Annotated in this window: 25 protein-coding genes, 4 tRNA genes and 1 pseudogene; 9 read left to right on the top strand and 21 right to left on the bottom strand. The window is 56.3% G+C overall.

Features of this window, described 5'->3' with window-relative positions; all coding sequences use genetic code 11:
- Nucleotides 1-7: 7 nt before the first annotated feature.
- The 5 genes from tuf to ACZ500_RS23335 all read right to left on the bottom strand — a co-directional run bounded on the left by tuf (nt 8) and on the right by ACZ500_RS23335 (nt 1,857).
- Complete coding sequence (gene tuf, locus ACZ500_RS23355; RefSeq protein WP_464229820.1) at nt 8-1,201, bottom strand: elongation factor Tu; 1,194 nt, start codon at nt 1,199-1,201, stop codon at nt 8-10.
- Between the two features lie 102 nt (nt 1,202-1,303).
- Nucleotides 1,304-1,380 (bottom strand) — tRNA-Thr (locus ACZ500_RS23350).
- A 98-nt stretch (nt 1,381-1,478) separates the two neighbouring features.
- Nucleotides 1,479-1,555 (bottom strand) — tRNA-Gly (locus tag ACZ500_RS23345).
- 88 nt (nt 1,556-1,643) lie between these two features.
- Nucleotides 1,644-1,728 (bottom strand) — tRNA-Tyr (locus ACZ500_RS23340).
- 53 nt (nt 1,729-1,781) lie between these two features.
- Nucleotides 1,782-1,857: transfer RNA gene (locus ACZ500_RS23335), tRNA-Thr, on the bottom strand.
- 299 nt (nt 1,858-2,156) lie between these two features.
- Between ACZ500_RS23335 and ACZ500_RS23330 the strand changes: the two genes are divergently transcribed.
- Complete coding sequence (locus ACZ500_RS23330; protein WP_464229819.1) at nt 2,157-2,330, top strand: hypothetical protein; 174 nt, start codon at nt 2,157-2,159, stop codon at nt 2,328-2,330.
- A 695-nt stretch (nt 2,331-3,025) separates the two neighbouring features.
- Nucleotides 3,026-3,319: a hypothetical protein gene (locus ACZ500_RS23325; RefSeq protein WP_464229818.1), complete on the top strand. Its 294-nt coding sequence runs from the start codon at nt 3,026-3,028 to the stop codon at nt 3,317-3,319.
- A gap of 111 nt (nt 3,320-3,430) precedes the next feature.
- On the opposite strand, the gene ndk is transcribed toward ACZ500_RS23325, so the two are convergent.
- Nucleotides 3,431-3,844 (bottom strand): nucleoside-diphosphate kinase, encoded by a 414-nt coding sequence (gene ndk / locus ACZ500_RS23320; RefSeq protein WP_464229817.1) that lies wholly within the window; start codon nt 3,842-3,844, stop codon nt 3,431-3,433.
- A 225-nt stretch (nt 3,845-4,069) separates the two neighbouring features.
- On the opposite strand from ndk, the gene ACZ500_RS23315 reads away from it, so the two are divergent.
- On the top strand, nt 4,070-4,828 hold the full coding sequence (locus ACZ500_RS23315) for a YkgJ family cysteine cluster protein (protein ID WP_464229816.1): 759 nt from the start codon (nt 4,070-4,072) through the stop codon (nt 4,826-4,828).
- The gene (locus tag ACZ500_RS23310) at nt 4,825-5,634 is read left to right on the top strand and encodes a YkgJ family cysteine cluster protein (protein WP_464229815.1); all 810 of its coding nucleotides are present in this window, start codon (nt 4,825-4,827) and stop codon (nt 5,632-5,634) included. The genes ACZ500_RS23315 and ACZ500_RS23310 overlap by 4 nt, the downstream gene beginning before the upstream one ends.
- Nucleotides 5,635-6,390: 756 nt before the next feature.
- Here ACZ500_RS23310 and ACZ500_RS23305 read toward each other — a convergent pair.
- The 8 genes and pseudogenes from ACZ500_RS23305 to aprB form a co-directional block, all read right to left on the bottom strand.
- Nucleotides 6,391-6,471, bottom strand: a pseudogene (locus ACZ500_RS23305) (SEC-C metal-binding domain-containing protein); the annotation flags it as partial.
- A 47-nt stretch (nt 6,472-6,518) separates the two neighbouring features.
- The gene (locus tag ACZ500_RS23300; RefSeq protein ID WP_464229814.1) at nt 6,519-6,791 is read right to left on the bottom strand and encodes an ogr/Delta-like zinc finger family protein; all 273 of its coding nucleotides are present in this window, start codon (nt 6,789-6,791) and stop codon (nt 6,519-6,521) included.
- Nucleotides 6,792-6,906: 115 nt separating this feature from the next.
- Nucleotides 6,907-7,785 (bottom strand): CoB--CoM heterodisulfide reductase iron-sulfur subunit B family protein, encoded by an 879-nt coding sequence (locus tag ACZ500_RS23295; protein WP_464229813.1) that lies wholly within the window; start codon nt 7,783-7,785, stop codon nt 6,907-6,909.
- The gene (locus ACZ500_RS23290; RefSeq protein WP_464229812.1) at nt 7,782-8,396 is read right to left on the bottom strand and encodes a 4Fe-4S dicluster domain-containing protein; all 615 of its coding nucleotides are present in this window, start codon (nt 8,394-8,396) and stop codon (nt 7,782-7,784) included. Before ACZ500_RS23290 ends, ACZ500_RS23295 begins: the two co-directional genes overlap by 4 nt.
- 66 nt (nt 8,397-8,462) lie before the next feature.
- On the bottom strand, nt 8,463-10,691 hold the full coding sequence (locus ACZ500_RS23285) for an FAD-dependent oxidoreductase (RefSeq protein ID WP_464229811.1): 2,229 nt from the start codon (nt 10,689-10,691) through the stop codon (nt 8,463-8,465).
- A gap of 4 nt (nt 10,692-10,695) precedes the next feature.
- The gene (locus tag ACZ500_RS23280) at nt 10,696-11,964 is read right to left on the bottom strand and encodes a CoB--CoM heterodisulfide reductase iron-sulfur subunit A family protein (RefSeq protein WP_464229810.1); all 1,269 of its coding nucleotides are present in this window, start codon (nt 11,962-11,964) and stop codon (nt 10,696-10,698) included.
- A 289-nt stretch (nt 11,965-12,253) separates the two neighbouring features.
- Complete coding sequence (aprA, locus tag ACZ500_RS23275; protein WP_464229809.1) at nt 12,254-14,137, bottom strand: adenylyl-sulfate reductase subunit alpha; 1,884 nt, start codon at nt 14,135-14,137, stop codon at nt 12,254-12,256.
- 17 nt (nt 14,138-14,154) lie between these two features.
- Nucleotides 14,155-14,592: an adenylyl-sulfate reductase subunit beta gene (gene aprB, locus ACZ500_RS23270; protein WP_464229808.1), complete on the bottom strand. Its 438-nt coding sequence runs from the start codon at nt 14,590-14,592 to the stop codon at nt 14,155-14,157.
- Between the two features lie 963 nt (nt 14,593-15,555).
- Between aprB and ACZ500_RS23265 the strand changes: the two genes are divergently transcribed.
- The 3 genes from ACZ500_RS23265 to ACZ500_RS23255 all read left to right on the top strand — a co-directional run bounded on the left by ACZ500_RS23265 (nt 15,556) and on the right by ACZ500_RS23255 (nt 17,716).
- Entirely contained in the window at nt 15,556-15,684 is a 129-nt protein-coding gene (locus tag ACZ500_RS23265; RefSeq protein ID WP_464229807.1) for a hypothetical protein, read from the top strand.
- A 100-nt stretch (nt 15,685-15,784) separates the two neighbouring features.
- The gene (locus tag ACZ500_RS23260; RefSeq protein WP_464229806.1) at nt 15,785-16,576 is read left to right on the top strand and encodes an MBL fold metallo-hydrolase; all 792 of its coding nucleotides are present in this window, start codon (nt 15,785-15,787) and stop codon (nt 16,574-16,576) included.
- Nucleotides 16,577-16,669: 93 nt separating this feature from the next.
- A complete protein-coding gene (locus ACZ500_RS23255; RefSeq protein ID WP_464229804.1) occupies nt 16,670-17,716 on the top strand; it encodes a molybdopterin-binding protein in 1,047 nt (348 codons plus the stop codon).
- A gap of 132 nt (nt 17,717-17,848) precedes the next feature.
- Here ACZ500_RS23255 and ACZ500_RS23250 read toward each other — a convergent pair whose 3' ends face one another.
- The 3 genes from ACZ500_RS23250 to ACZ500_RS23240 all read right to left on the bottom strand — a co-directional run bounded on the left by ACZ500_RS23250 (nt 17,849) and on the right by ACZ500_RS23240 (nt 20,985).
- Nucleotides 17,849-18,832, bottom strand: coding sequence for a polyprenyl synthetase family protein (locus ACZ500_RS23250; RefSeq protein WP_464229802.1), 984 nt, complete (start codon nt 18,830-18,832; stop codon nt 17,849-17,851).
- Nucleotides 18,833-18,940: 108 nt separating this feature from the next.
- Nucleotides 18,941-20,302, bottom strand: coding sequence for a 30S ribosomal protein S12 methylthiotransferase RimO (gene rimO / locus ACZ500_RS23245; protein ID WP_464229801.1), 1,362 nt, complete (start codon nt 20,300-20,302; stop codon nt 18,941-18,943).
- A 59-nt stretch (nt 20,303-20,361) separates the two neighbouring features.
- Nucleotides 20,362-20,985, bottom strand: a complete 624-nt coding sequence (locus ACZ500_RS23240; RefSeq protein ID WP_464229800.1) for a hypothetical protein — start codon at nt 20,983-20,985, stop codon at nt 20,362-20,364.
- A gap of 112 nt (nt 20,986-21,097) precedes the next feature.
- Between ACZ500_RS23240 and ACZ500_RS23235 the strand changes: the two genes are divergently transcribed.
- Entirely contained in the window at nt 21,098-22,183 is a 1,086-nt protein-coding gene (locus tag ACZ500_RS23235; protein WP_464229799.1) for a hypothetical protein, read from the top strand.
- Between the two features lie 81 nt (nt 22,184-22,264).
- Here the strand turns inward: ACZ500_RS23235 and ACZ500_RS23230 are convergent, their stop codons facing one another.
- From ACZ500_RS23230 to ACZ500_RS23220, 3 genes are read right to left on the bottom strand one after another with little or no spacing between them, the layout of a single operon-like run.
- Nucleotides 22,265-22,480 (bottom strand): hypothetical protein, encoded by a 216-nt coding sequence (locus ACZ500_RS23230; RefSeq protein WP_464229798.1) that lies wholly within the window; start codon nt 22,478-22,480, stop codon nt 22,265-22,267.
- Nucleotides 22,481-22,497: 17 nt separating this feature from the next.
- A complete protein-coding gene (locus ACZ500_RS23225; RefSeq protein ID WP_464229797.1) occupies nt 22,498-22,662 on the bottom strand; it encodes a hypothetical protein in 165 nt (54 codons plus the stop codon).
- 17 nt (nt 22,663-22,679) lie between these two features.
- Entirely contained in the window at nt 22,680-22,844 is a 165-nt protein-coding gene (locus ACZ500_RS23220; protein ID WP_464229797.1) for a hypothetical protein, read from the bottom strand.
- 390 nt (nt 22,845-23,234) lie between these two features.
- On the opposite strand from ACZ500_RS23220, the gene ACZ500_RS23215 reads away from it, so the two are divergent.
- A complete protein-coding gene (locus tag ACZ500_RS23215; RefSeq protein WP_464229796.1) occupies nt 23,235-24,080 on the top strand; it encodes a DUF169 domain-containing protein in 846 nt (281 codons plus the stop codon).
- A 109-nt stretch (nt 24,081-24,189) separates the two neighbouring features.
- Here the strand turns inward: ACZ500_RS23215 and ACZ500_RS23210 are convergent, their stop codons facing one another.
- A complete protein-coding gene (locus ACZ500_RS23210; RefSeq protein ID WP_464229795.1) occupies nt 24,190-24,354 on the bottom strand; it encodes a hypothetical protein in 165 nt (54 codons plus the stop codon).
- Nucleotides 24,355-24,363 lie beyond the last annotated feature (9 nt).

Raw genomic sequence — 24,363 nt, 5'->3', positions numbered from 1 at the left:
GTGTCTCCTATTCGATAATTTCACTGATAACGCCGGCGCCGACCGTCCTGCCGCCTTCCCGGATGGCGAAACGCAGTTCCTTCTCCATCGCGATCGGCGTGATCAGCTTCACTTCCATCGATACGTTGTCGCCGGGCATCACCATCTCGATCCCTTCAGGGAGCGTCACCACCCCCGTCACGTCCGTCGTCCGGAAATAAAACTGCGGCCGATACCCGTTGAAAAACGGCGTGTGCCTCCCGCCTTCCTCTTTCGTCAGAACGTAGGCCTCCGCCTTGAACTTCGTGTGCGGCGTGATGCTCCCCGGCTTCGCCACAACCTGCCCGCGCTCCACATCGTCGCGCTTCGTGCCGCGCAGCAGCACCCCAATGTTGTCCCCCGCCTGACCCTGATCCAGAATCTTGCGGAACATCTCCACACCCGTACACACCGTCTTCAGCGTGTCCCGGATCCCCACTATCTCCACCTCTTCGCCAACCTTGACCACACCGCGCTCCACACGGCCCGTCACCACCGTACCGCGCCCCGATATGCTGAAAACGTCCTCGATCGGCATCAGAAACGGCTTGTCCGTGTCGCGCACCGGCGCAGGTATGTAGCTGTCGATCGCGTCCATCAACTCGAAGATCGGCTTCGCCTCAGCTGAATCCGGATCATCGCTCTCCAAGGCCTTCAGTGCACTCCCTCGGATGATCGGTATGTCATCCCCCGGAAATTCGTACTTCGACAGAAGCTCGCGCAGCTCCAGCTCCACCAGCTCGATCAGCTCCTCGTCGTCCACCATGTCACATTTGTTCAAAAACACCACGATGCTCGGAACACCCACCTGCCGGGCCAACAGTATGTGCTCCCGCGTCTGAGGCATCGGCCCGTCGTCCGCCCCAACCACCAGGATCGCACCGTCCATCTGCGCCGCGCCCGTGATCATGTTCTTGATGTAGTCCGCGTGCCCGGGGCAGTCCACATGCGCATAATGCCGGTTCTGCGTCTCGTATTCCACATGCGCCGTCGCAATCGTGATCCCCCGCGCCTTCTCCTCCGGCGCCTTGTCGATCGCGTCAAAAGGAACAAAGTCCGCCCAGCCCTTCTTGGCAAGGTGCTTCGTAATCGCTGCTGTCAACGTCGTCTTCCCATGGTCGATATGCCCAATCGTCCCCACGTTTACATGCGGCTTCGTCCTTTCAAACTTCTTCTTCGACATCTCCTATCCTCCTTGAAGAATCGGTCACTTGCTCGAGCTGGAACTCAAATTCGCACAAGGGCCACTGGCTCCACGCTCCGGAGAGCGATCCATTCAAACAACTGGAGCCCACGACCGGGATCGAACCGGTGAACCTCATCCTTACCAAGGATGTGCTCTACCTACTGAGCTACGTGGGCGTTCGGCTTGAGAACTCCGAGACCGGCAAAGCCTCGTCTCCTGAGCACACTACAAGCCCGCAGCACCTATCCGGTGCCTGATCAGGCTTTTCTCATCTTGGAGCGGGAAACGGGATTCGAACCCGCGACCCTCAGCTTGGAAGGCTGACGCTCTAGCCAACTGAGCTATTCCCGCTTGGATCCACAGAGGCGATAAATCCGAGGCGATACGCGAGGCTCACCACGATTGAGATCCTACAACGCAGGGCCTCCAGGGATTTGACTGGTGGAGAGGGGAGGATTTGAACCTCCGAAGGCTTCGCCGGCAGATTTACAGTCTGCTCCCTTTAACCACTCGGGAACCTCTCCATTCAAAACGGCTTCTTTGACGGCCCATCGCTGGGACCGGCCTTCACCCAACTTGGAGCCAGCGAAGGGAATCGAACCCCCGACCCACTGATTACAAGTCAGTTGCTCTGCCGTCTGAGCTACGCTGGCCAAAAGCGTAAATATGTACGTTAATGGCAAACATCAACAAATTCAAACTCGATTAAACCCGAGAACAGACGATCTCATCCTTCTCAATTCGATTATCTCGTGAATATTTCCAAAATCGCCTGTTTTCAGATAATACCATTAAAACAGGGCGCAGAAACGCACACAGCTCAGGTCGTACCGCCAAGCGGCCGCCCCGAGTCCGCTCATGCCCAATCATTCTTCGACTCTTCTCCGCAACGGGGTTACGGGTTGAGGAGACTCGAGGAATCACGCGTTTCATAGCCAGTTTCGATCCGGAAATGCTCCTTTCGCCCAATCTCGGCGTCAATCTGCACCTTTGCTTGTGCGGCGACCACCAGGTCGCTTCCGCGCAACCGCTTGATTTCCTTGACATTGGCCAAACCGGGACCCGCCGCGTAGCGGTGGGACTGAGCGGCGAAGCGGTCAAGAAATATCCTCATTTCCGGATTTAAAAATCGGTAGCGCTGGATAAGCATTTCCGAATGGAAACCCGCCACAGTGCACCAGACCCTGGAGTTGCACTGCTGCAAGCATGAACCACCGACCCGGCCAAGGGACTCGACCCTATATTTTCAAATATGGCATTATGCGCTTGAAAACGCAAGAACCTTATGGTAGAAGCTAATCTGGAGATGGGATGCGGCTGCCGGGCATCAGAGCTTCAGTGTGGCGTGTGCCATCTGAATCTTTTTGGATCATCCCTGTCGCTTTACATGTTCAGTGTCAGCGCTGATTTAGGGATTTTGCCTCCTCCAGCCTTGGGGATAATGCCAGTCTCATTGTCCAGCAAGAACGTTTTACAGTTCCAAGGTTCAATTTGCACATTTTTCTGGGTTGTCAAAGATTGTTAGCTGTAGGCACAGAAATATCGTGCCTAAGAGGATCGGTGTTTCAACCCGGAAACGAGGGGTTTTACACCAAGATCTGAAGAAATCGAGCAGTTGCGCTGAGTCGACATCTAGATCGTCGCGCCCGGAAACATGCAGAATGCTGCCGAGATTGGATGGAAGGACCCTTTCCGAATGGAAACCTGCCGGTGCCGCAACAGGCCGGGGCCCGAACGTTCGTTGCAGCAGTGCCGAAAGATGGCCGCTGCTTGGAATAATTATCATCATCACTTTTCACGTATGTTAAGGAGGATTTCAGAATGGTCGCATTAGCTGGTGGATTGGCGGCGTTCGTGCTGGGCGTCATCGGGATTTTCTTGTGGTGGGAAGCCTTCCTTCATCTCCTGATGGGCGCAGTGCCTGTCATGCTGATTCTCGGAGGTGCCCTCGCCGCTTATCTCGGCTTCGAAGAGATCAAAGACAAGAAGGCCGCCGAAAGCTTCGACGATAGCGGCTCAGGTCTGAAGACCGAGGTCGAATCCTTGAAACGTGAAATTGAAGATTTGAAGGCCGAGAAGAGTAAACTCGAAGGGCAAGGCGAATCCGCATCCTGAGTGCCTCTCGCTTACCGTGGCGGGTTTTGAATCATTCTGGGTTTTTTGGGCTTTGCGGGTGGGGCCGCCCCAGGCGAGGCGGCCTCGCATCTCATAAATTTTTACCGGATTTTAACCCACTTCCATCGCACTGAAGAAATATCCGATCTCGAAAGCGGCGGTCTCCGGAGAGTCCGACCCGTGTACGATGTTCTTTTCGATGTCGGTAGCAAACTCCTTTCTGATAGTTCCTTCGGCCGCTTTTTTGTAATCTGTGGCGCCCATGATGTTTCTATAGTGCGCAATGACATCCTCGCCCTCCAGAACCATCGCGACGCAGGGGCCTGATGACATGAAATCCGTAACGCTATCGAAAAAGGGTTTGCCCTCGTGGACTTTGTAGAAACCTTTGGCCTGCACTTTCGTGAGACGGATCATCTTGATCGCCGCCAAGTGGATAGCTTCGCGCTCCAACCTCTGGATCACCGTGCCAACGAGGTTGCGCGCTACGCCGTCCGGTTTGATAATAGCCAGTGTCCGTTCCATTGTGAACCTCTGCTCCTTTGCTCTCATTATTTGGTTGACCCCTCCATTTCTTTGCTGCTATAGACCTCCTGAAATCGCACGCAGGAACAGCATAACATGCTGTTTTTACATTAGCAGCGGTACGTGAAGGGGCTCGACGCTCCGCGTATGAGAATAGATCTCCACGCTCGAGTCAAGCGATTTATTTTCCGAAAAACACCTGCATCGAAAGGACTGAAAACCTCCATGAAACATGATATAACCCAAACTGCCCCTCAGATGGAAAGGATGGACGCGGATTTCACCTTCCAGTTCGACTGTTCTCCTGAGGTCCCCTGCTTTACCCAGTGCTGTAGCGATGTAACCATCGTGCTGACACCGTATGACCTTCTCAGGATAAAAAACAGCCTGGGGATGTCATCGGATGACTTTCTGGATCAGCACACACTTATCCTGCCCAAACCCAACCGCCTCATTCCCATGGTTGTTTTGAAGATGAACGAAGACGACAAGAAATGCTCCCTCGTCGGGCCGCGCGGGTGCCGTGTCTACGTCGATCGACCATGGGCCTGCCGCATGTTTCCACTCGACATGAACGACGACGGCAGCTTCCGCCTGATCACCGACTCATCCCGCTGCAAAGGGCTTCTGCAGCCCAAACGCTGGCGCATCGCCGACTGGCTCGTGGATCAGGGCATCCCAATGTATGACCAGATGAACACCCTTTTTACCGAAATCACGGCCCCTTTGAAAGCACAGAGCCCGGATATCGACAACCCGCAGATACTTAAAATGATGTTCATGGCGCTTTACAACCTGGACAAGTTCCGTGAGTTCGTCTTCAACAGCTCCCTTTTGCAGCGATTTGAAGTCGATCCAACCCGCATCCAGAAGATGCTGCGCAGTGATCTCGAATTGCTTAAATTCTCATATGATTGGATTCAATTCGGCATATTCGGGAAAAAAACCCTCACAGTCAAGGAAGCTGCGACGGTTACGGAATGAATCACTCCCCTGAGATCTCTGCGTCGAATCCAGACCCGTCCTGTCCGGGCCCCTCATCCAAGGCGCAGTTCGAGCCGATTGAGACCGACCGGGTCTTCCAGTTCGACTGCCATCCCGGAATTTCATGCTTCACGGCCTGCTGCGCAAAACTCCGTCTGATCCTGACGCCTTATGATATTCTCCGCCTCAAGCGGCGTCTCGGTATGACCTCCAGCGAATTCCTCGAGACCCACACCGAGATGATTTTCGCCACCGGCACACGCTTCCCGATGGTCAAGCTCCGGATGCTGGACGCTGAAGAGGGCCGCTGTCCTTTCGTCTCAGCGGCGGGCTGCACCCTGTACGAGGACAGGCCTTCTGCATGCCGCCTCTATCCCGTCGGACGCGCCTCAGCCTTTACGGAAGCGGAGTCCGCCGCCCGCGAACGCTTCTTCCTTGTCAAAGAGCCACACTGTAAGGGGTTTTCCGAAACCAGGAATTGGACCTTGCAGGAGTGGCTTTCACACGAGGGCCTTGATGACTACGGACGGATGAATGACGTCTGGTCGAGGATCGTAACGGCCTCAAAGCCGCTTGTCATGAAAACGGCCACGGAAAGAAGCATCCAAATGTTCTTCATGGCCTCTTACGACCTGGACCGCTTTCGCGCGTTTGTCTTCGAGAGCAGCTTCCTGCGCCATTTTCACGTCGATCCCGATCTGCAGCGAAACCTGCGCACCAACGATGAGGAACTCCTGCAATTCGCCTTTCGCTGGCTTCGCTTCAGCCTTTTCGGCGAACAAACTTTGGAGATTGCCCCAAGATAACTTCAGGAAGAGCAGATCGAGCGAGCCGCGTCGCCCTCTCGATCCGCCCCTTGAATCCGAACGGCCTGTGGTGCATGGTCAATCCTCCGCAAGGCGGCTGCCTATGTACCCCTGCCGCTCACAAATAAGCGCATCGAGTTCCTGCCCTTTCTGCGACAAGAACTTGAATATCCTCTGGGATTGCTCCTTGATAGCAGCCACATCCTGCTTTTCGATATCCCGCCCTTTGACGAGCACCCGGTTCTCATACAGAAAATCGATCACCGTATCGTCGGCATCCAGTTCGACTCCGAGTTTTTCTTGCACATAGTGCAGCCAGTACCCGAATTCCTGGGGATGCTCCAGATGGTCGGCCGGAATCCCCAATTCATAACTGAGCGCCCTCATCGAACCGGGCATCAGACCCGAGCCAACCACGTAATCCAAAACATGGGCGATCTGGTGGGCGAGAGCGCTCCGGCCGATATCGGGCGAGATCGCCACGTAAACATGCGCCGGGTCTGCCTGACGCGTCTTCAGAACATTGATCAGAACTCCGCCGGCAGCATCCTGCTTAGACTCGCCCCCTCTCTCTCCGCTAATCTCGAGTTCCTGATAGGCCTTCAGGTCGACGAACCGGATGCCTAACTCTCCCTTGGTCAAGCCTTCCAACGCCAGGGTTCGCACCATTTCATGGGCACCCCCATAATCCACTTCGGGCAATGCAATGATGCGGGCGCTCAATTCTGCAGCGAACGCTCCGCCTTCCTCCTGAACAAGCTCATCCTCACGCCCGAGGTGGCATTTCTTGAACTTCTTGCCGCTGCCGCAAGGGCAAAGGTCATTCCTTCCGATCTTTTTCATGCAAACCTTTCCGCCGGGCACAGGCAGTCAGTGCCGTCCCATCAGTCCTCGGGGATAATCTGATCCTTGTGGGCCTCCGGTGACCAGCACGGAAGCGGTCCACCGGACCCGGTATGAGGATCCTTTTTATATCGATAAGAGGCCTTTATATTCTGCGTCTTGAACATATGATCCCAGCCCCTCAGGTAATAGGGGCAGTCATCGTTGAAGCATACCCATTGAAATTCCGTATCCCAGGTGGAATTAGCCGGGGGCCGCCACTTGAGCAGTATTTCGCCGCAATGCGGACATCTTTCCGTATTTTCCGCCACCATTGCCTCCTTTTTTCTCCGTCCTTACGGATTCCCATAACGGCGGAAAAAAGAGAACCAAATCCGCACGGTCACAACCCGCCGAATTTGGTTCTCAGTAGAATTCCCAAATTTCGGATCATCCCAGAGCGGCTTGAATCACCGTCTCAGGCGGGATGATGTTATAGTCCAGCGCCGCGTCCTTCCGCATGTCCATCCCGAAAGCCACAGCCATCAATTGCGTCAAGTAGACGATAGGGACATCGAAATGAGACCCCAACGCCTTGTTGATCCGCGACTGGTAATTTTCGAGATTCATGGCGCACATGGGACAAACCGTCGAAACGAGCTTTGCCCCATGGTCAAGAGCGTCATCCAGGATATCCTTCACCAGATGCATGCAGTGCTCCATCTCCGTCAGAAAGATGCCGGAGCCGCAGCAGCGCATCTTTTTCGGAAAGGGAACCGCCTCTGCACCGAGGGCATTCAGGATCCGATCCTGGATCACGGGTCTTTCCACACTGTCGTACTCTCCGTAGGGCCTGACCGACTGGCAGCCGACATACCCCGCAACCTTCAGACCATTCAGAGGCTTGACAGCCCGCTCCTTAATCCTGTCCGTCCCGATATCGTTATACAGCACATCCAGGATATGGCGTACGCGAACCTTCCCGCTGTAATGCAGCCCGCCTTCGGCAAGGATCTCGTTCACCTGCGCGGCAAGGGTTTCGCTTTCCTGTATCTCGTGGTTCACCTTGACCATCTGGATATAGCAGGAACTGCAAGGCGCAACGATATCGTATCCGCCCAGCTTTTCCGCCAGTGCAAGATTCCGGGCGTTCAGGACCTTGATGGACAGATCGTTGGCGCCGACATAGGAGATGCTGGCTCCGCAGCAGTTCCAATCCTCGATCTCGACGAAGTCCATCCCAAGCGCCTTGCCGACCGGCTTCAATGAGACCAGAAAATTCGCCCCGCTGGACTCCAGGCTGCAGCCCCAATAGAGAAAATACTTCATGCCCGGGCACCTCCTTTCCCCATCTGCTCGGCCTTGTCGAGCATCCTGCGCAGAGACTTGATCCCCTTGATCGGGCGCTCCGGCAAGAGCTTCATGCGCTTGTGCAGAAGCATCTGAAGACCCATATCCATCATTTCCAGGCTCATCTTGATGCCAGGGACCAGTCCATCCGCGAAAAAGTAACGCCGGGAAAGGTCCTTTTCGTCGATTCGACCCAATTTATAGATCTGCCGCCAGAACTCCCCTGCGAAAACCGCGGTGTTCTTGCGGGGGACGAAACCCTGACGCAGGGCGTAATGCGCCAACCCGTGCATCACGTCCACCACCGGGATCTTCCTCGGACATCGAACCTTGCACGAGTAGCAAGAGGTGCACAACATGATGGCTTGACTCCCCAGAACCTCCTCACGCTTGCCGGCTCGGATCAAGGTGAAGATCTTGCGGGGCGAAAAGTCCATTTCGAGGCTCAGCGGACAGGATGCCGCACACACGCCACACTGCATGCACATCTTGATCTCTTCGCCAAAATCGACATTCCGGAAGACCTCCTCAGCGAAGGATGTGTTGTACCCCGCCGGTCGACCCTCTCCCTTGTTCTCAATCTTTCCCATAAGCGACCTCTTCCTGCTGGAGAATGTGAGGGTTTCAGATCTTCTGCCTTCTCACCTTCGACACGCCTACCAGCCTTTATAGGGGTTCGGTCCGACCGACTCGATCGTCTCCATGAACTCGCCGATGATCTGAGGGATCTTGTGGTAATCCGAGATCCCCACTTCAACGAATTTCACCCGATCGGACTCGAGTGCAAGGCGGTCCAGGGTCTCAGAGACCTTCCCCAAACGGGTATTGGCAAGTTCACTGCCTTTGATGAAGTGGCACTGATAGTCATCGCCGTGCCGGCAGCCGAAAAGCAGCAGACCGTCGATCCCGCGCGACAGGGCATCGGCCACCCACACCAGATTGACCGAACCGAGGCACCGGACCGGGATGAAGCGTACATAGGGGCTCCATTTCATCCGTTTGATGCCGGCCATATCCAGGGCGGGATAAGCGTCGTTCTCGCAGATGAGCGCCACCACTCTGGGCTTTTCCTCGTCTTCCTCGGGCACATGAATAGCCTTGATCATGTTGCCGATCATTGGCACAGAGTAATTCTTGAAGGAAATGATCCGCTCGGGACAAGCACCCATACACACACCGCATCGACGGCAGCGCGTGGGATTGGGCAGCGGATTCCCCTTTTCATCCTCGTTGATAGCCCCAAATGGACACTCTTCCGTACACCGTTTACATTGCGTACACCGATTCATGTTGAATTCGGGATAGCTCATGTCGCCTGCCCGCGGATGCACAGCAATCCCGTTGGCGGTCGCCTCACAGCACTGGATCGCCTTCATGGCTGCGCCCACCGCATCATCGACCACTTTTGCGGTTTCCATGGGTTTCCGCACACAGCCGGTCGCATAGATCCCCGTCCGTCTGCTTTCATACGGGAAACAGATAAAATGCGAATCCGGGAAACCGTATTTGAGCGTCGGCAGCTCGGGACCCTGACGATAGGCAAGCCTCAACGCCGGTGCTGCGAAGAACCCGGAATCGGGCTTCACCTCGATCATCCCCTCTTCATCCTTGTCAGGCGCATCCTGCGGCGCCTTGATTCTCGGGGTCACCAACGGCTTGGTCGCAGGGACCATCCCCACCGCGAGAACGATCAAGTCCAGATCCTCGATCCTGATCCTCTCGGCCAGCAGTTCGTCATTGGCCTCTATGTACAGCTTCCCTCCTGACTCGCCTACCTCCTCAGCGCTGCCGCGGATGAAGACGTTTCCATCGTTCTGCGCCTTACGATAAAAATCCTCGGCCTGCCCGACCGTCCGCATATCTTTATAAAGGATGTAATTGACCGCTTCCGGGTCCTGCTCTTTGAGGTAGGTCGCCTGCTTGAGGGACACCATGCAGCATACGGAGGAGCAGTAGGGCAGATGCTCGGGATCACGCGACCCGGCGCACTGAATGAACAGGGTGTTCTTGACCTCTTTCCCGTCCGATGGCCGTGTAATCTTTCCAGCCGCCGCCATCAGTTCGAATTCGACGTTCGTCACAACGTCCTTGCTCTTGCCGTAGCCAAGATGGCCCAGCTTGTTCGCGTCGTAGGGGACCCAGCCGTTGGCCTGCACGATGGCCCCGATCCGCTCGCTCACCACATTTCCATCCGTCTTGATCGCGACCGAAAACAGTCCCGGCCCGCCTTCGACCTTCTCGACATTCGCCGAGGTGTACACCTTGACCTTCGGGTTACCCGTCACGGCGGAGACCAGTTCTTCGATGCCCGTATCGCTCAGTTCCTTGTAGGGCATGGTGATCCGCTTCTTGTTCCGGGCCAGCCAACCCCCAAGAGTCGCCTCCTTTTCGACCAGAACGGCGTTATAACCCGCCTTCGCGGTCTCCAGAGCCGCAGTCAATCCGGCCAGACCTCCTCCAACCACCAGAATATCCTTTACATATTCTTCCTCGGCCTTGAACGCTTCGGGCAGTTTGGTGTCTTTGACCTTGGCACAGGCCATGCGCAGGTTATCCTCAGCCAGCATCTGCGTATCTTCATCCTGAGGCGGCATGCTCCAGGCAACCTGTTCCCTCAGATTCACACGCTCCACGATCGCCTCGGCCCCAAGGTTAAACACATCATAGTTCACACGTCCCGAACACGCTGCAAGCACGAAGGTATTGACTCCTTCGCTCTCCATATCCTGCTTCAGCATCGCCACGCCTTCCGGTCCGCAAAGAAAAGGATGATCCTTGCAGGGCAGGCTGAAGTCCTCGTCTACAACCTCTTTCAACTGATCCACATTCACGGCGTCGCCAATGCCGCATCCTGTGCATATATATACGACTGTCTTCTTGTCCATCGGGTTACCTCCTCGCGATTGATTGAATGGCCTTCAGGGCTGAGGCTGTGGCGTCCTGCACACAGGAAGCGACATCAGTGGGTCTACGAGCACATCCGGCACCGTAGATTCCGGGCTTTCCGGGGTCACAGGTAAAAAATCCGTATTCGTTCCAGGAAATATCCCCGGTAACATCTGCGCTCATCCGATTCGGGACCATTCCCGTAGCAAGGACCACCAAATCGAATCGCATACGGATCTGCTCGCCGGTCTGGGTGTTCTCACCTTCAAGCAGGAGGTCTCCTGTGCCTTCGTCCTCGGTGATCATGGCGATCTTGCTCTTCACAAAACTCACCTTTTCATCCTGCTTGACCCGGGTGTAGAAATCTTCCAGACGATCCAGCGCACGGATATCGATGAAAAAAATCGTCGCCGCGGATTCGGGGTCCTTTTCCCTCAGGTAGCTCGCCTGCTTCATCGAGGCAAGGCAGCAGATGCCGGAGCAGTATGCGAGGTGATTTTCGTCCCGCGAACCGGCGCACTGGATAAAGGCCACGTTTTTCGCCGGCTTTCCGTCAGACGGCCTCAGGATACGGCCAGCGGTCGGCCCCTCGAGGGAGGCCAGGCGCTCCATCATGACATTCGTGATGACGTTTTTGTAGCTACCAAATCCGTAGTACTCGATCTTCGACGCATCATAGGGATCCCAACCGCCTGCCCAGACAATAGCGCCCGCTTTCAGATCAAAACGGCTTTCCTGCATGTCCAGATCGATCGCATCATAGGTGCACGCCTCTTTGCATTTTTGCCCCTGTTCCGTCTTCACGATGGACGGATCGAGGACATAGCGCATGGGAAAAGCGAAATCGTGCGGCAGGTATGCCGCTTTCATTTTATCCATACCGTAATTGAACGGATTGTCGATCTCGGTTTCACAGACCTCGGCACACTTTCCGCAGCAGGTGCATCTCTCGTTGACGTAGCGGGGCTTCAAGGTGATCGTTACATCATAATCCCCCTCTTTTCCACCGATCTTGCTCACCTCGGCCATGGTAAAAAAACGGATCCGCGGGTTCGCCTTCAACCGCCGGAAATTGATCTCCAAACCGCAGTTCGGAGGGCACAGCTTCGGAAAGTATTCATACAGTTGGGCAACGCGGCCGCCAAGATAAGGCCTCTTTTCGACCAGGACCACATCATACCCTGCTTCCGCTGCTTCGAGGGCGGCCGTAATCCCGCTCATGCCCCCGCCCACAACCAATATGCTCTGGTTTGTCGTTTGTACATCTGCCATTGTATCCTCCAGGGTTGAATTTTTTCATCATCTCATCGTGCTGTATGCCCATCCATACAAAAAGCGTACCTCGTCCATACGCATCCAATGCCTCCGTCTTCCGGTCAGCGGAATGCCCATCGACCAAATACGCTTCTATTCGTTGTATTTATGGAGAGCAACAACCAGCATGCGCGCTGCTTTCCTAGTCGGCCGGATTAAGTCCTTCGCGAGACAACGCAAAGGATCTCCATGACGGAAATGCTCCAGGCAGCTGAAATGCCTGGAGCATTTTTTCAACGGTCAGCCATTACACACCGGGAATGTTCCACACGTCGCGCTTCATCATTTCCCATTCACCCTTCGCGGGGTCGAAGCGGCAGTTGGCGAAACAATGCCAGTTCTTCTCATCCATCTTCGGGGTATCGGCCCTGAAGTAGTAGCCCGGCCACCGGGTCTCCTCCCGGAAGAGCATCGTCCGGACATGGGCCTCGCCCTGCCACATTCTGTGGACATTCTCCCAGCATCTTTCGAGCTGATAGATATCCGCAGCACCCAATTTCTCTGCATCTTCCTTCAGGAAGACGAAGAGTTCCATAGCCCTGAGCAGGTTCGACTTGCTGGTCTTGAAGGCCGCAGTCACGCCGCCCGCGTATTCGTCCATGATCTTCTGCAGACGATGCATGAACTGCAGGGGCAGGATGTAGTTGGGGTTGATCTCGGGAGCCGTGGTCTCTTTGCAATGCGCTGCATAGTTGTCCAACGGGGCCAAAATCTTGGCCTTCAGTGCATCCAGCTTGCCGGCATCGACCTTCGGGTCGGCGCCCTTCTCCACGATGTACTTGATCGCAGCCTTGCCGGCGATGCGGCCTTCAGCATGCGAACCGGAGGAGAATTTGTGGCTGGAGGCACCGGAGGCGTCGCCGGCCGCAAACAGACCTTCCACCGTGGTCATGTTGGCATAACCCCATTTGTAAGGGGTGTTCATGTCCTCGGGACCGCTGACCCAGGCACCGGAGGCGCCGGAATGGGAACCGATGAAGTACGGCTCGCAGGCCGCGATTTCCGAGTGCTTCTCTTCGGGCTTGACGTTCTGGGATGCCCAGAGATGCGCCTGCGAGATCGTCATGTCCAGGAAGTCTTCCCAAGCTTCCGCCTCGAGTTCCTTCATCTTCTTCTTGAAGGCCTTCGGGTCGTCTTTGTAAGCATCGGCAATCTTGCCAATGGCTTCGGCCGTTTCCATATACAGCGGGCCAAGGCCGGCGTCCACGTCCAGCATACCGAGATAGTTTCTCAGGTTGGCCGGGATGGGTTTGGCCAGGCCATAGGGGGCCCAGTTCTGAAGTTCGTCCTTGCGGACGGCCATATACTCGCCGCCTTCAGCGCTGACGGCCCGGGACTTGAACAGCAAGAACCAGGCGCCGACCGGGCCGTAGGCATCCTTGAAACGAACGGGGATAAAGCGGACTTCCTGACAGGTCATCTCGGCGCCGGCCTTCAGGGTGAAATAGGCGCTGGAGCCGGTGTTGAACGGGGGATACCAGGAACGACCAAAGCCCTCGCCGACGGACCGCGGACGGAACACATGGACCGCACCGCCCATGGCGCAGATGACCGCCTTCGCCTTGAAGACATAGAATTTATCCTCGCGGGTGCTGAAACCGACGGCGCCCACGACCTTGTTGTTTTCGACCAGCGGCTCTACGACGAAAACGCGCTCGAAGATCTCGCCGCCCGCGTCCTTGATGGCGTTCTTGGCGGCTTCAGCGATGATGATCTTGTAGGATTCACCGTTGATCATGAGCTGCCAGCGGCCTTCATGGACATACTTGCCTGCCTCGTCCGTCCAGATCTTGAGGCCCCACTTCTCGAAAAGATGCACGGTGGAATCAACGTGACGGGCAATATTGAAAACCAGGTCCTCGCGGGAAATCCCCATCAGATCCTGGCGGACATAACGGACATAATCTTCACAGGTGTTTTCGCCGTCTTTGACGCCGACGTACTGGTTGATGGCGGAAAGGCCCATGGCCACTGCGCCGGACCTGTCCAGGGCGGCCTTGTCGACCAGGGTGACCTTCAAACCTTTCTTTTTCGCCCAATAGGCCGCCTCGGTGGCGGCGCCACAAGCTGCAAATCCCCCACCAACGATCAGGAGGTCGGTACTCACTTCAACAGTCTGAAAATTTGCCATAACTTACCCTCCTTAAACTACTTTATTGTGGGGACTTCCTTCAGTCCCAATGATGCCGGTTCGGTGGCCAGGGCCGGGCTGTTGAGGTCATCGTGTGCAGCAAAGCCGCCCAATGGATCCGCGGTCCCTTCTTCGGTCGTACGGATGGGAAACTTGAAGCGCTTGAGGCTGCCATCACGGAACTTGACCGTCCACATGATATCCTGAGAACCGCGCAAAGGCACAACACTGGCACCCATCGGGATAAAATCGGCATATCCGCGGACATCCATCGCCTGCTGCGGACAGATCTTGACGCAGCACTGGCATTCCCAGCACATGGACGGATCGCGGTTGTAGGCCTTCATCCTCTCCTTATCCAGCACCATGAGGTCGTTCGGGCAAATATACATGCAAGCGGTCTTGTCCTGCCCTTTGCAACCGTCACATTTCTCAGTGATCACATAACTTGGCATTATCTACACCTCCTGATAAGCAAATGAATGGATTCTACAAAGACAAGGGTGTTTAAGAACGTTGTGAGTGACACCTCCTTTCTCTAGAATACGATCTTTTTCTAGACTGCGATCTCACATAAACAAGGCCCAGGAACCGGTATCGATCTCAGGTAAACTTGCCACGCCCCCACAGCGTCAACGCCTCCCGGATTCAATCCGGCTCTCCACACCCCTGCGTCAGCCCTTCCGAGGGCATCCCGCGCGCACAGGCCGAAACCCTGCGCCTTGCCAGACTTTGAGCCGGTGGGAAGCAGCGCCGCAATCGCACAGGAGCGGTACCCGGTCCTCCTGCTCCGGCGGTGGCCTAGCTCAGCATCCCCACCGCCGCACTCCTCAGGGGCAAAAAGCAGGTTTGCGGCATGCCCTTCGGACATGAGCAACCTCATTGCCCTCGTTTTTGATTCGTCAACCCAAAAAGCTCTACTGCCAAGGTCTATCCCGCATACTTTGTGCTTTTTGTAACAAGCACCCTTTTATATATAATTCCCCTTTGGTGTCAAGAAAAAATGAGCCTGCCGATAATGAGTCTCCCATGGCTCCCCGTTTACGTACCCTCCCGGCATGCAGCCAATGCATCTCGCTGAGGGGTGCATTCAGGAACTTGATTTTTCACTGAAAATGCGCCTTCCTTTTGTCTGCTCGCCACGGAACGGGCGTACCAACTTCTATCCCTGGGTGAAATCCTCATCAAGAGACATGCCACTTGAGAGCATGGGCGGCAAAAAAACGCAACCTTGCGAGACGACAACCGATCCGAGAACCACGTAAGAAGACTGAGCAGACCCTCTAAGCGCAAAGATGTGTCAGGTTTTCTTACACTCTGTCAAGTTCCCGTTTCACGTTTTGTGCTCGTGGTCCATCAAGGATTGACCACGAACCGATTCATGGATAAGATGCCAGCCAGATAGTTTCCATCCTGAAATGGACTTTTTTGCCGATCCAGGCGTCAATCTGCACGTTTGCTTGTGCTGCGACTACCAGGTCGCCTCCGCGCAAACGCTGGATTTCCTTGATATTGGCCAAACCGGGACCCGCCGCGAAGCGGTGTGACTGAGCACGCGAAGCGTGTGAAGAAAAAATCCTCATTTCCGGATTGGAAACCGGCTTGTACCGCGAAATCATTTCCGGACAGATACTAATAATCGTCAAAGTGAAAGCAGTGGACCACCACCCCATGATGGACATCATCCTTCTCGGCACCGGAACCGCTTTGCCTTTGAGCGATCGCGCATCGCCCGCCATTGCGGTGCGCGACGCGGGGCATCTTTTCTGCTTCGATCTCGGACCTGGTACCCTGCGGCAAATGGCTCGCGCGGGGCTGCCCTTGACGTCTCTGCTAGGGGTGTTCCTGACGCACTTTCATCCCGACCATTGCGCCGATCTCGTTCCTCTTCTCTTCGCCCTGCGCAATCCGGTGTTCGTAGCCTCCAGGCCCCATCTGGTTCTAGCCGGCCCGCCCGGCCTGGTTGATTTGCTTTCCTGTCTCCAGGCAGCCTATGGAGGCTGTGCTTCACGACCGAACGACCCTGTATCGGTCAAGGAGATCCACCCCGAAAACGAAGAGGTCGTACACATCGGCCCTCTGGAAATCACGGTCGCCGGTACACGTCATTCTGCGCACGGCATCAGCTACCGCATTCGCTCGTCCGACGGGAAGGCCCTTGTATATTCGGGCGATACAGACTATAGTGATCAGATCGTCCGCCTTGCGCACGATGCGGATATCCTTATCCTCGAGTGCTCCTTTCCAGACCAATCCCCTGTGCCCGGGCACCTGACGCCTTCTCTCGCCGGCCGTATCGCCGAACAATCCGGCGCCCGGCACCTGGTGTTGACCCATTTTTATCCGGAGTGTCTCAAAACGGACATTGCGAGGGATTGCCGGCAGGCGTATAGTGGGATGCTCACTCTGGGCTCCGATCTGCTGCTTCTGAGAATTTGAACAGCTCGTTCCGCAAGGCTCCTGTCTGGAACGTACAGCGACACCCCTCCGGAAATCGGATTCCAAACGATATGCTTTTCGAGGAGAAGCTTTATGGCAGGCAAATACAAATCATCAGCGACCATCATCCCTGTCGACGAGGCCGTCGGGACCGTCCTGGCACATGACATCACCGAGATCAGACCCGGCCAGTTCAAGGGCCCGGCCTTCAAGAAGGGACATATCATCCGGGAGGAAGACGTTCAGCATCTGAAGCGTCTCGGGAAGGAACATCTCTATGTTTTGAAGCTCGAGCCGGGCGAACTCCATGAAGACGAAGCCGCATTCAGAATCGCCCGAACCATCGCGGGACCCGGCGTGCGCTTCGACGGCTCCCCTTCCGAAGGAAAAATCTCGCTGAAGGCGGCGTACGCCGGACTTTTGAAGGTCAACGTGGAAGCCCTGGTAGAATTGAACATGACGGCGGAGATCTCCTGCTCGTCCCGCCACACCCACACCGTAGTCCAGGCCGGAGATATCCTGGCCGCCACCCGCGCCATACCGCTCATCATGAAAGAAAAGACCCTCATGGATGCCCTGGAGTCCATTCGGCTCCATGGGCCCATTTTCACGGTCAAGGCACTGGCTCAACCTCCGGCGGGTCTGGTCGTGACGGGCAACGAGGTCTACACCGGCCTGATCGACGACAAGTTCGCGCCCATCATCCGCGGCAAACTGGCTGCCTACGGATGTGAAATATGCAAACTGGTCTTCTCGCCCGACAAAATGGACCGGATTGTGGACGGCATCCGTTCGGTCCTCGAGGCCGGTGCACGACTCGTATTGGTCGCCGGCGGCATGAGCGTGGACCCGGACGACATCAGCCGCCTGGCGGTGGCTGAAGCAGGGGCCGACCCTGTCGTTTATGGCACACCCGTCCTCCCCGGGGCGATGTTTCTTTACGGTCGGATCGGGAACATCCCGATCCTCGGTCTACCTGCATGCGTCCTTTTTTACAGGGCGACCGTACTCGACCTTGTCCTCCCGAGGGTGCTCGCCGGGGAAGAAATCACGAGGCGTGACCTGGCCGAAATGGCCCACGGTGGCATGTGCCTTCAGTGCGAGGCATGCCGCTATCCCGTCTGCCCCTTCGGAAAATGATCGGACCCCGATAAATCCACTTTTCCCCCTGCAGGAGCCGAATCGCCATCCGTCCGCCGGGAGGCCGTGCACCACCTCGGAGAAAAAGGACCGTCGCTTTCTTCCCTGCACCTCCCGTGAGCCAAGCGCAGGTCAGTAGCTCCGATCAACGATATAACGGTTCATTTGAAGCAGATCGCGCTTTGCAGGGGAGTCGGGAAAAATCGTCAGGCAGCCCGCCGCTCGGTCAACGCTTTCAGAGGCCTCCCGGCGAACCCTCTCCAGGCAGCCGCCGGTCCTCACCATCTCCAAAACCCAGTGGAAATCCGCCTCGCTCGGAAACGTTCCTTCAGGTGTAAGCCGCGTGCCAAGGGCCGTCCGATCCGTTTCTTCCAGATCCGCAAGCGCATAAATCAAAGGGAGCGTGATCTTGCCTTCCCGCAGATCTTTGACCACCGGCTTGCCGAATACCTCTTCTTCGGCCGTATAATCCAGGAGATCATCCATCAATTGAAAAGCCACGCCCATATGAAAACCGAACTGCGCGAGCGCCTCCCCGGCCTCTTCACCGCCACCGCTCAGAATCGCGCCGGACTCGCAGGCCGCTGAAATCAACACCGCCGTCTTGGCCTTGACAATCTCCAGGTAAGAGTCCCTCCCGATATCCCAGTCGAAGGTATGTTCGAGTTCCAGGATCTGACCTTCCGCCATGCGGGTGGTTGTCTCCGTCAGTCGCCGGAGAAACGGACGATGCCCCGTATCGAAAGCCACGGCGAAGGCCTTGGAGTACAAAAAATCCCCTACGAGCACCGCCGCATGGTTCCCCCAGAGGCGGTTGGCGGAGGGCCGGCTGCGCCGAGTTTCGGCGTTGTCCAGCACATCGTCGTGCAGGAGCGATGCGGCGTGAATGATCTCGAAGATGCCGGCCAACCGGTAGCACTCGTGGACCTGGGACCCAAAAAGGCCGCATGAAAGGACAAAGAGGAGGGGCCGGATCCTCTTTCCTCCGCCGAGGAGCGTGTGCCGGGATATCTCCTCGATCTTCACGACACGGGAGCCGACGGAATGGGCCAATTCGGCCTCGATCCGCTCGAGGTGATCTCTGTGTTTTGTCAATATGGCCAGATCTGGATTCATCCGAAACTCCCGATGGTGGCAGGCGCAGCCAGGTAGGGCTTAAAAAGGTAAATTTTTGAGGTTAAATGAGTCCAATCACGTTGTCAAAACAAATCCGACGGCATCCCGCTAGCCAACAATCTCACCGACAAGATCGTACGGATGGGCTTCTGTAATCCTTACAGGCAGGATCGCCCCCTCGACCCCCGTTCCTTTGTTGATCAGGACCTGTCCATCCACCTCGGGAGCCATTATAGATGCGCGACCGCTCAACAGGAGTTCCGTCTCGGGGCAGTACCCTTCGATCAGTACAGGCAGGATGTCGCCAATCAACCGCTGTTTGACCTTTTTCGCAATCCGGGACTGAAGCTGCATCACCTTGCGCCGCCTCGCGGCGGCGATTTTTCCTGGCACGATGTCCGTTTTGATCCGGGCCGCGCGCGTCCCACTTTCCGGACTGAATGAAAACACGCCGAGGTGATCGAACCTCCCATCTTGCACAAAGCGGAGAAGTTCGTCGAAATCCTGGTCCGTTTCGCCCGGGAAGCCCACCATGAGGGTCGTGCGGATGGCGACGCAACGCTTCAGGGAACGGATCCGCTCGATCAGATCCCAGGGGCTTCGCCCGGAGGATCCACGCCCCATGGCCTGGAGAACAGCAGGACTGACGTGCTGCAGAGGAATATCCAGATACGGGCAAATCTTCTCTTCCGCTTCGATCAGTTCTAACAATGCATCGGTAATCCCCTCCGGGTTGCAGTAAATCAACCGAATCCAGGCAAGCCCTTTCACATTGACCAGTCGCCTCAAAAGCCGCTCGAGACCGCTGCCCTCCGAACGATCTCGCCCGTAGGCCGTGATATCCTGGCCGACGAGGTTGATCTCCTTGACACCGTTCTCGACCATCCGCTCCGCTTCCAGCACCAGGGAGTCCAGGTTGCGGCTGCGAAGAGGCCCCCTCAAACGGGGAATGCAGCAGTAGCTGCAGCGATGGGAGCACCCTTCGGAGATTTTGAGATAGGCGCTGAAAAACGGCGTCGTCCGGAGGCGCGGCACGGTGTGATCCGCCTGGTAGCGGGGCGGCCCGATCAGGAAAAGAGGGCCTTTCCCTGCCTCCAACGCGCTCAGCACATCCACGATCCCGTGAAATTCACCGGTGCCCACCCATGCGTCCACCTCAGGTATTTCCCGCGCGAGTTTATACCCGTAGCGCTGAACGAAACACCCGGTTACGACAAGGTTTCTGAATGTGCCCGAGGCCTTCTCACGCGCAGCATCGAGGATGGCTCCGATCGCCTCTTCCACGGCCTCCTGGATAAAACCGCAGGTGTTGATCAACACGGTGTCCGCTTCGCTCAAGGCCTCGGTCAATCTGCAGCCGCCGGCCTGCATCAAACCCAGCATATGCTCGGTGTCAACGAGATTCTTCGCACAACCAAGGCTGATGCAGTAAACCCCGTGCATGTGCAGTGACTGATTTTCTACAACCATTCCAATATACCCCCTCAAAACCTGGGCAAAACCGCCTCCCACAAGGGGGAGCCGCACCCTCAACGCACCCGCTCCGCCTGCTCCAGAAGCCGCACGACATCGAGCTGATTGACGATATCGGTGAAAAGCTCGCTCATAACCGCATCAGCCTGCTTCCGGCCGATGATCTTGAGCCTCTCCGACTGGCCGTTTATCCGTTGGGAGGCCAGGAAGCGCCCGTTATCCATGATGCGGACCTCATAAGCCGCCTTGGCGAGCCAGCGCCAGTCAACGAGATCCAGGGAACACTCCTCGACACGCACGACGAGTTCCATCGCCCCGGGCACACTCTCCGACCGCACGGCCATCCCGAGATTCTCCAACCGCTTCGTGAAGGCTGCGGTGAATAAGCCGCGCAGATCATAGAGCCCCTGTTTGAAGCCTGCCTCACCATAGCGAGCATAGCTGAAAGAAACCTTCCCTGAAAAATGTTCAAACTCTTCTGCCGCGCCCTTTCCCATGATTTCCTTGATCGCACGTCCATCTTCCACAACGAGCGTCATACTGCGGCCCGAAAGGACGTTCGAGCCGGGCCGCAGTTCGTAGTGCACCTTCAATTCGGCAAGGGTGCTACACCCGGACACCGCAAAAATAATCAGAAAAGGCAAGGCGCAGCACAACCGGACTTGATTTCTGTTCACCATTTGCATAACCTCCCCCTTAGTCAGGCTGGTTTCCGCCCTGCAGAGGGCGTTTTTGTACTTTTACCCTTCATCACGAACGCCCATTCATAACCCTTGATTATGCGTGACGTCCATGCGCGAAAAATCGAACCATCGGCCCCCGATTCCCTGCACCCATGCCTCCCGCAGGACCGGCCTTGTTCAAGCCGGTCCAGAATTCGGCCCCGCCGACGAGGCGCTCTTCCGCGAGGCCTGGGGCACGGCAAGGAACCATCACGGTCGCGACATCACCTTCTACCTCCCCGGGATGATACGCTTCGGCAGCATTCGCGGCCGATATCCAGCCGTCTCCATTACAGGCAACCGCTGTGAACTTCAATGCCTTCACTGCTCAGGAAAGCTCCTCCAACCGATGCTCAAGGTCGAGGAACCCGAGGAGCTGCTGCGCCGCACCCGCCTGTTCGCTGCACACGGGAACCATGGTGTTCTTCTGACCGGCGGGTCCAACCGGATCGGAGAACTGCCCTGGAACCGCTACCTCGACGTCATCTCGTCGCTCCAACGTGAAACGACGCTGCATCTTTCGGCGCACACGGGCTTCCCGGACCTTCCCACCGCCAAGGCCCTCCAGGCCGCCGGCATCCGTCAAGCCCTCCTCGACGTTATGGGAGACGAAAAGGCCGCAAGAGAGGTCTATCACCTACCCGGTCTCCACAAGGTCATCGAAGCCATTGAAGCCGTCAAAGCAAGCGGCATGGCCTGGATCCCCCATATCGTCGCGGGGCTCTATTTCGGCCGCATCGATGCGGAGTACCGGGCGATCGAGATCATTCGCCGCTACCATCCCGCTGCGCTGGTGATCGTTGTCCTGAGTCCGCTCAAAGGGACCGCCATGTCTGCCGTCCAACCCCCCGCTCCCTTGGCGATCGCGCGTCTCATCGCCTCCGCGCGACTGCTGATGCCTGATGTCCCGATTGCCCTCGGGTGTGAAAGGCCACGAAACCGCGATGGCACCGCCCTCGAACGACTCGCCCTCCGAGCGGGGATCACCCGCATGGCGGTCTGGTCGGAAGAAGCCGTCGAGGAGGCCCTGGCGCTCGGGCTGCGCCCACGCTTCCAGGCGACATGCTGCTCCGTCGACTACCGACCCGCTTTCAGTTCCCCCGATCCGCACCCGTCCACCCTCGGCGACGGGGCGCCGGGGCGCACGATCCCGTGACACTCCAAGTCATCAGGCTCCCACCACGTCAGCCCTTGCAGTCTATGCAGTCTGCCACAGACAGGGGTTTATTGAAAGATCTTAAGAGGCACCCCTCGAGGCAATCTCCCCGTTTGAGGGCACCATCCATCCGGAAATGCTCATACACCACGACCCGGTTTCCATCCCGAAAATGAGGGCAGCCTTCGGGGCGGGTCCCGGTTTGGTCTGTCTTCCAGGTGGTTGGATAGAAACGACCTGCGGGCGGCCGCACAAGCAAACGTGCAGATTGACGCCGAGATTGGCAAAAAAGACCATTTCCGGATGGAAACAAGCTAGTCTCCATCCGGAAATGATTTCCCGGTACAACCCAGTTTCCAATCCGGAAATGAGGATTTTTTGCCAATATCAAGGAAATCAAGCGTTTGCGCGGAGGCGACCTGTAGGTCGCCGCACAAGCAAACGTGCAGATTGACGCCAAGATTGGCAAAAAAGACCATTTCCGGATGGAAACAAGCTAGTCTCCATCCGGAAATGATTTCCCGGTACAACCCAGTTTCCAATCCGGAAATGAGGATTTTTTGCCAATATCAAGGAAATCAAGCGTTTGCGCGGAGGCGACCTGTAGGTCGCCGCACAAGCAAACGTGCAGATTGACGCCGAGATTGGCAAAAAAGACCATTTCCGGATGGAAACAAGCTATCTTCCTGGAATCCGTCACATCCCACCCGAAAATGTCCTCTATCCCGCCGAGCCGCCTCGCATCGCCCATAGCAGACCTCCCTATCGCGAATGACGCATCCTCAGGCGCAGCCCAACCGCGGTTTCCCGTTGACATCTTTCGATCGATTCTATAGGATTTCCGTCAACTTGAGTCCATCCGAAACATTGTTGAAAATTTTCCAGGCCCTGATTTCCAAGTGAGCCGATCAGTGACCGGACAACCTGCCATTCAGAAGCGACTAGGTTCAGTTGCCACCCGACTGTCGATCACTTTCTGGCATTACACGGGCCAGCTGCCCGATTTGAACGGCAATCAACCTGTAACCTTCCACTGTCTGGAGAGCATCTCATGATCGATACCGCAATGCTTTTGAACGATGTAGAGTTCGCAAAACACATGCTCGAAAAGGAAACACTCAGCCATTCAGATGTTGTGTTCACTCTACGCAATCTTTTGAAATTCAAGTATTATCCCGTGGCAGTGAAATTCTTCTTCTCTGAAGAAGAACTCGAAGCTTTCAAACAGAATGCCGATTACAAGGAAGCGCTCCACCCCTTTACCATGTGTCACTACATTGCAGCTTCCCGGCAAGGCGGAGAGATCCTTCTCGGCACAAAGGAGAAGACAGGATGCTCCAACGCGAAATTCGTCCTTGGATGGAAAGAACTGGATGACTCCGAAATCAAAGGGCACCTGAAATATACCCAGAACGCGGAACAGGCCGAGCGATTTGTCAAAACAAAGAAACGCCTGCCCCCGGGGCTGCTCGCCTTTGCCACATCCCCACTGCACAAGAGCCCCTTCGAGCCGGATGTCATCCATGGCATGTGCGATGTCCTGCAATCCTATCATCTGGGCAATGATTGGTGCGCCGCTTTCGATACGCACCCGTTCCAAATGACCATGACCATGAATAGCTCCGTATGCCATGGAATCGTCCAGTGTTACGTGACCCAGGAGCCCAACATCACCCCGATGTGCAGCGGCAGCTACACCTCCGGCAAGACCGAACAGGGGGAAATCAACTGGATATGGCCCGGCGCCCATCTCCCAAAAACCGTCCGATGGACGCTTCAGAGAACGATGCGCGACGGCGGCGCCTCATTCCCCCGCACAGGAGAGACATACCCCGGTTTCGATATCTGCAAACTGTGTCCATTCATCGTCTGGAAAAAACCGAAGAAGCAGGCATAATCTTCCTCCCTCAGCCGGCCTTCCGGACTATCCGGAAGGCCCCCGGTATCCCGTCGAAGCGAAGGCGCCTCAGGAGCGTCAGAGCCAGAGGCCGAAGGTCGGATGCAACTTAGTCTCCATCCGGAAATGATTTCCCGGTACAACCCGGTTCCCCATCCGGAAATGAGGATTTTTTGCCAATATCAAGGAAATCAAGCGTTTGCGCGGAGGCGACCTGTGGGTCGCCGCACAAGCAAACGTGCAGATTGACGCCGAGATTGGCAAAAAAGACCATTTCCGGATG

The organism is Desulfatiglans parachlorophenolica (assembly GCF_055394735.1).
This window is presented reverse-complemented; position numbering and strand designations above follow the sequence as displayed.

Coding starts and splice junctions, on each gene's coding strand:
- tuf (WP_464229820.1), bottom strand. CDS start 1,201: ATGTCGAAGAAGAAGTTTGAAAGGACGAAGCCGCATGTAAACGTGGGG.
- ACZ500_RS23330 (WP_464229819.1), top strand. CDS start 2,157: ATGCTCCTTTCGCCCAATCTCGGCGTCAATCTGCACCTTTGCTTGTGC.
- ACZ500_RS23325 (WP_464229818.1), top strand. CDS start 3,026: ATGGTCGCATTAGCTGGTGGATTGGCGGCGTTCGTGCTGGGCGTCATC.
- ndk (WP_464229817.1), bottom strand. CDS start 3,844: ATGGAACGGACACTGGCTATTATCAAACCGGACGGCGTAGCGCGCAAC.
- ACZ500_RS23315 (WP_464229816.1), top strand. CDS start 4,070: ATGAAACATGATATAACCCAAACTGCCCCTCAGATGGAAAGGATGGAC.
- ACZ500_RS23310 (WP_464229815.1), top strand. CDS start 4,825: ATGAATCACTCCCCTGAGATCTCTGCGTCGAATCCAGACCCGTCCTGT.
- ACZ500_RS23300 (WP_464229814.1), bottom strand. CDS start 6,791: ATGGTGGCGGAAAATACGGAAAGATGTCCGCATTGCGGCGAAATACTG.
- ACZ500_RS23295 (WP_464229813.1), bottom strand. CDS start 7,785: ATGAAGTATTTTCTCTATTGGGGCTGCAGCCTGGAGTCCAGCGGGGCG.
- ACZ500_RS23290 (WP_464229812.1), bottom strand. CDS start 8,396: ATGGGAAAGATTGAGAACAAGGGAGAGGGTCGACCGGCGGGGTACAAC.
- ACZ500_RS23285 (WP_464229811.1), bottom strand. CDS start 10,691: ATGGACAAGAAGACAGTCGTATATATATGCACAGGATGCGGCATTGGC.
- ACZ500_RS23280 (WP_464229810.1), bottom strand. CDS start 11,964: ATGGCAGATGTACAAACGACAAACCAGAGCATATTGGTTGTGGGCGGG.
- aprA (WP_464229809.1), bottom strand. CDS start 14,137: ATGGCAAATTTTCAGACTGTTGAAGTGAGTACCGACCTCCTGATCGTT.
- aprB (WP_464229808.1), bottom strand. CDS start 14,592: ATGCCAAGTTATGTGATCACTGAGAAATGTGACGGTTGCAAAGGGCAG.
- ACZ500_RS23265 (WP_464229807.1), top strand. CDS start 15,556: ATGGACTTTTTTGCCGATCCAGGCGTCAATCTGCACGTTTGCTTGTGC.
- ACZ500_RS23255 (WP_464229804.1), top strand. CDS start 16,670: ATGGCAGGCAAATACAAATCATCAGCGACCATCATCCCTGTCGACGAG.
- ACZ500_RS23250 (WP_464229802.1), bottom strand. CDS start 18,832: ATGAATCCAGATCTGGCCATATTGACAAAACACAGAGATCACCTCGAG.
- rimO (WP_464229801.1), bottom strand. CDS start 20,302: ATGGTTGTAGAAAATCAGTCACTGCACATGCACGGGGTTTACTGCATC.
- ACZ500_RS23240 (WP_464229800.1), bottom strand. CDS start 20,985: ATGGTGAACAGAAATCAAGTCCGGTTGTGCTGCGCCTTGCCTTTTCTG.
- ACZ500_RS23235 (WP_464229799.1), top strand. CDS start 21,098: ATGCGCGAAAAATCGAACCATCGGCCCCCGATTCCCTGCACCCATGCC.
- ACZ500_RS23230 (WP_464229798.1), bottom strand. CDS start 22,480: ATGGTCTTTTTTGCCAATCTCGGCGTCAATCTGCACGTTTGCTTGTGC.
- ACZ500_RS23225 (WP_464229797.1), bottom strand. CDS start 22,662: ATGGTCTTTTTTGCCAATCTTGGCGTCAATCTGCACGTTTGCTTGTGC.
- ACZ500_RS23220 (WP_464229797.1), bottom strand. CDS start 22,844: ATGGTCTTTTTTGCCAATCTCGGCGTCAATCTGCACGTTTGCTTGTGC.
- ACZ500_RS23215 (WP_464229796.1), top strand. CDS start 23,235: ATGATCGATACCGCAATGCTTTTGAACGATGTAGAGTTCGCAAAACAC.
- ACZ500_RS23210 (WP_464229795.1), bottom strand. CDS start 24,354: ATGGTCTTTTTTGCCAATCTCGGCGTCAATCTGCACGTTTGCTTGTGC.